At 41.9% G+C, this 4777-nt stretch carries 5 protein-coding genes; 4 read left to right on the plus strand and 1 reads right to left on the minus strand.

What is annotated here, in order from left to right; all coding sequences use genetic code 11:
- Nucleotides 1-211 precede the first annotated feature (211 nt).
- The 3 genes from STRDD10_RS00020 to STRDD10_RS00030 all read left to right on the plus strand — a co-directional run bounded on the left by STRDD10_RS00020 (nt 212) and on the right by STRDD10_RS00030 (nt 2563).
- Nucleotides 212-796 (plus strand): MptD family putative ECF transporter S component, encoded by a 585-nt coding sequence (locus tag STRDD10_RS00020; protein ID WP_067191941.1) that lies wholly within the window; start codon nt 212-214, stop codon nt 794-796.
- Between the two features lie 317 nt (nt 797-1113).
- A complete protein-coding gene (locus STRDD10_RS00025; RefSeq protein WP_067191944.1) occupies nt 1114-1965 on the plus strand; it encodes an SAM hydrolase/SAM-dependent halogenase family protein in 852 nt (283 codons plus the stop codon).
- Nucleotides 1966-2014: 49 nt separating this feature from the next.
- Nucleotides 2015-2563: an ECF-type riboflavin transporter substrate-binding protein gene (locus STRDD10_RS00030; RefSeq protein WP_067192983.1), complete on the plus strand. Its 549-nt coding sequence runs from the start codon at nt 2015-2017 to the stop codon at nt 2561-2563.
- A 517-nt stretch (nt 2564-3080) separates the two neighbouring features.
- Here STRDD10_RS00030 and STRDD10_RS00035 read toward each other — a convergent pair.
- Nucleotides 3081-3563 (minus strand): S-ribosylhomocysteine lyase, encoded by a 483-nt coding sequence (locus STRDD10_RS00035; protein ID WP_067191947.1) that lies wholly within the window; start codon nt 3561-3563, stop codon nt 3081-3083.
- A 186-nt stretch (nt 3564-3749) separates the two neighbouring features.
- Here STRDD10_RS00035 and STRDD10_RS11350 point away from each other — a divergent pair.
- Nucleotides 3750-4777: Rnase Y domain-containing protein (locus tag STRDD10_RS11350; RefSeq protein WP_231853325.1), on the plus strand; the 1028-nt coding region annotated here is incomplete at its 3' end.

Below are 4777 nucleotides of genomic sequence, written 5' to 3' on the forward strand. Positions count from 1 at the left end.
AGTTGAGTAGGGCTGTAAAAGCTGATGAAATCAGCGTGGTAGAGCCCACTCAACCACTGCGTCTTGCTCGACAATCCAAAAATAATTGAGAGGCTAGGACTTTTGTCCCAGGCTCTTTTTTGTTTTCAGAAAGCAAAAGAGGATTTACTTTCTAAACACCAGATGGTATAATAAAAATAGTTTTGCATGAAAGGCGAAAGAAGGAGAAAAAATGGAAAAATTAACAAAAAAAGACCTCACCAGCACAGGAACATTTGCTCTGCTGTATTTTCTTTGTGTGGGTTTGGGCACTCTTGTAGGAAGCTTTTTTGATCGATCAGGAAGTATGTTTTATGCACCAGCCTTTGCTGCGCTCTTTGGGGGCGTGGTGTATTTTCTCCTTTTGGAGAAGGTTGCAAAGTTTGGAGCCATTAGCCTGCTAGGTCTCGTTATGGCAGGATTTTTCTTCCTGTCAGGTCATTTCATTGCTGTGGCATTACCTGGCCTCTTTTTTGGTCTTTTAGCTGATGGGATTGCCAAGCAAGGAAACTACCGTAGCAGAGGACATAATGTTCTCTCCTTTATCGTATTTTCATTTGTTAATACCGGTCCGATCTTTCTCATGTGGCTAGCTCGCAAGTCTTATATGGCGAGTCTGGCGGCTAGGGGCAAGAGTTCAGACTATATCAATCGGGTCATGTTACCAGTTGATCCTTCTATTATCTCCTGGTTCATCTTGACAGTTTTAGTAGGAGCTGGTATTGGAGCTCTGCTAGGACAGATTTTCGTAAGCTACAAACCTAGTAAAAAAGTCTAGGAGGATCCTCTATCAACCATTTTGTCTGATTTGACAAGGTGGTTGATTTAGTATTCCTTCTTAAAAGTGACCTGGAAACATCTACCGACTGTTGATCTGAGTTAAGCATGGAAGTGTTTTTCTAGGAATCCAGGGAACGAAGATATCAAAAGAATCTTGGAAAAAACTATAGGAAGGTATAGGTATTTTTTATAGAAAAAAAGACGAGAAGCTCTAGATTTCACGTCTTTTTTTTGATATGATAGTTAAATATTGCTTTGGAAAGTTATGGTAGAGGATGGCTCACCTCCTTTTCAAAGGAGATAGAAAGGGAAGTTATGTACAATCATTTACTTGTATTACAGTCAGACTTTGGTCTTGTGGATGGAGCAGTTTCTGCCATGACAGGAGTTGCCTTGGAGGAAGCTCCAGAGTTAAAAGTCCACCATCTCACTCACGACATCACACCTTACAATATTTTTGAGGGAAGCTACCGCTTGTTCCAAACGGTGGATTATTGGCCAGAGGGGACAACCTTTGTTTCCGTTGTGGATCCAGGTGTAGGATCAAAACGCAAGAGCGTTGTAGCGAAAACAGCTAAAAATCAATACATCGTCACTCCGGACAATGGTACCCTATCCTTTATCAAAAAGCATGTGGGGATCGTGGCTATTCGAGAGATTTCTGAGGTGGAAAATCGCCGTCAGAATACGGAACATTCTTATACCTTCCATGGTCGGGATGTGTATGCTTATACAGGAGCTAAACTAGCGAGTGGGCATATCAGTTTTGAAGAGGTTGGTCCTGAGTTGAGTGTGGAAAACATTGTGGAAATTCCTGTGGTTGAGACCGTGATTGAGGACAATCTCGTTCGTGGAACGGTCGATATTTTAGATGTTCGCTTTGGATCGCTTTGGACCTCGATTACACGGGAAGAGTTCCAATCACTCCATCCAAACTTTGATGATCGCTTTGAAGTGACCATTTACCATAACGATATGCTGGTTTACCAAAACCAAGTTACCTATGGTAAGTCCTTTGCGGATGTGCGGATTGGTCAGCCTATTCTCTACATCAACTCACTCTATCGTGTGGGCTTAGCCATTAACCAAGGTTCCTTTGCTAAGGCTTATAATGTCGGTGTGGGGCCTTCTTGGACCTTGGAGATCCGTCGGATTGAGAACCCTTAATGTGGAAATCAACTAGTTTAACTAAGGAGAAATAAACGTGAAAAAATTAATAGATTTTAAAATTTCGATTAAAGATGTAGTTGCGATTGGGATTGGTGCGGCCCTCTTTGTTGTCATTGGGATGATTAGCATCCCAACGCCTGTTCCAAATACCAGTATCCAGTTACAGTACGTGGTGCAAGCACTTTTTGCCCTTGTTTTTGGTCCCATTCCAGGATTTTTAGTTGGTTTTATCGGACATGCCTTGAAAGATGCCCTTCAGTATGGAAATCCTTGGTGGACTTGGGTCATTGCGAGCGGCTTGTTTGGTTTGATCGTGGGACTTTTCCGCAAGTATATCAACGTAACGGAGGGAATCTTTGGAACTCGTCAAATCTTGATTTTTAATGGGATTCAATTTGTTGCAAACTTTTTGATTTGGGCAGTGATCGCACCGATTGGGGATATTCTAATCTATTCTGAGCCAGCAAACAAGGTATTTGCACAAGGAGTGGTCGCAGCAACTGTAAACAGTGCAACGATTCTAGTTGCAGGAACCCTTCTCTTACTAGCTTATGCTGGTAGACAAACCAAGTCAGCTAGTCTTAGCAAGGACTAATAAACTCAATGGACTTTGCAGTCAAATGATAAAAAAAGAAGCTGGGCATTTGTACCCAGCTTTTTATGTGCTTGTTTAGACTACCTTATCCCCCTTTGTGATAATACTCAATTAAAATCAAAGAGCAAACTAGGAAGCTAGCGCAGGCTGCTCAAAGCACTGCTTTGAGGTTGTGGATAGAACTGACGAAGTCAGTCACATACCTACGGTAAGGAGAAGCTGACGTGGTTTGAAGAGATTTTCGAAGAGTATAAGTCTACGATTGGTGGAGGATAGCAGATAAAACCAGTTTTGCATCCACTTACTTCTTGGTTTTGAGTAGAGGGGAAGAAAATTTCCTTATATTTCGCTCCTCGTGGTTTTACCGATTGGCTTGTGGATAAAAACAAGAGGATGCTTTGAGGGCAAAGAACTGCCGAATGAGGTTACTTGCAATCCGATTATGTTAAAAAATCGAAGTTGGATTTGAGTGTCCCAACTTCGATTTTTGATTATAGATTTTTGGTGTCCTAGCTGATTAAATTACATGACGTTCAAAGGCATCGTCTGAAATACCTTGTTCTAGGATTAATTTCGCCCATTCTTTAGCTGAAAAGAGGCTGTGATCTTTGTAGTTTCCACACGATTCGATGGTCGTACCTGGTACATCTTCCCAAGTAGTGGTCTCAGCGATTTCTTTGAGAGAATCCTTGATGACCTGAGCAATCTCAGTAGCGGTATGTTGTCCCCAAACAATCATGTGAAAACCAGTACGGCAACCAAATGGTGAGCAGTCAATCATGCCATCCATGCGTTTACGAATCAGCATGGCAAGCAGATGCTCGATGGTATGGAGACCAGCAGTTGGAATGGAGTCTTCATTTGGCTGAACTAGCCGGATATCATAATTTGAGATGACATCTCCTTTTGGACCAGTTTCCTCACCAATCAAGCGAACATAGGGGGCTTTTACAATCGTATGATCTAATTCAAAACTTTCAACAATAACTTCTTTTGTCATATCCTTCTCCTTTTTTCTCTATTATAGCACAAAGTCATTTGATTTTCCTAGCTAAAATTTACTATAATAAAAGTTGAAAGCGATACAAATTATTCCTAGTTGGGCATTGAGATTTCTTTAAAATTATGATAGAATAATGAAGGATTTATTCCAAAATCGTAACAATTTAATAGTTGAGGTAAAAACATGGTAAACAGTTTTATTTCTGTTTTTGCCGCCATCATTGTTGGTTTAGCTGTTGGCTATTTCCTGATTACTGCTAAGATGAAGGCAGACAAGGAAGCGACAGAACTAACTCTTTTAAACGCTGAACAAGAAGCGACAACCATTCGCAGTCAGGCAGAACGTGAGGCAGACTTAATTGTCAAGGAAGCCAAGCAAGAAATCAAGGCCTTGAAGCAGGAGTCGCTTTTAGAAGCTAAAGAAGAAGCTAGAAAGTATCGTGAAGAAGTTGCCGCTGAGTTTAAGGCGGAACGTCTAGAGTTGAAACAGACGGAGAGTCGTTTGACAGAACGCTCCGCCAGTCTGGATCGGAAAGACGATAATTTAACCAGTAAGGAAAAGACTTTGGAGTCAAAAGAACAAAGTCTAACCGATCGAACCAAACTGATTGATGAGCGTGAAAAACAAATCGACGAGCTTGAGAAGAAAAAAGAAGAGGAGCTCGAGAGAGTTGCCGCTTTATCTCAAGGAGAAGCTAGGGAGATCATTCTGACCCGTACAGAGGAAGATTTGACCAAGGACATCGCAACACGTATTCGTGAGGCGGAGCAAGAGGTTAAAGAACGTTCTGACAAGCTTGCCAAAGATATTTTGGTTCAAGCGATGCAACGGATGGCAGGGGATTACGTGGCTGAGCAAACCAATACGACTGTTCATCTTCCTGATGATAGCATGAAGGGACGGATTATTGGTCGTGAGGGACGCAATATCCGTACGTTTGAAAGTTTAACAGGAATTGATGTGATCATCGACGATACTCCTGAGACAGTTGTACTATCTGGTTTTGATCCGATTCGACGAGAGATTGCTAAGATGACGATGGAAGCCCTCCTTAAGGATGGTCGCATTCATCCAGCTCGCATTGAAGAGTTAGTCGAGAAAAATCGTATTGAGATGGACAATCGTATTCGTGAGTACGGGGAAGCTGCTGCTTATGAGATTGGGGCACCAAACCTCCATCCAGATTTGATGAAAATCATGGGGCGTTTGCA

It is taken from the genome of Streptococcus sp. DD10 (genome assembly GCF_001578805.1).
In the GTDB taxonomy this organism is placed as follows: domain Bacteria; phylum Bacillota; class Bacilli; order Lactobacillales; family Streptococcaceae; genus Streptococcus.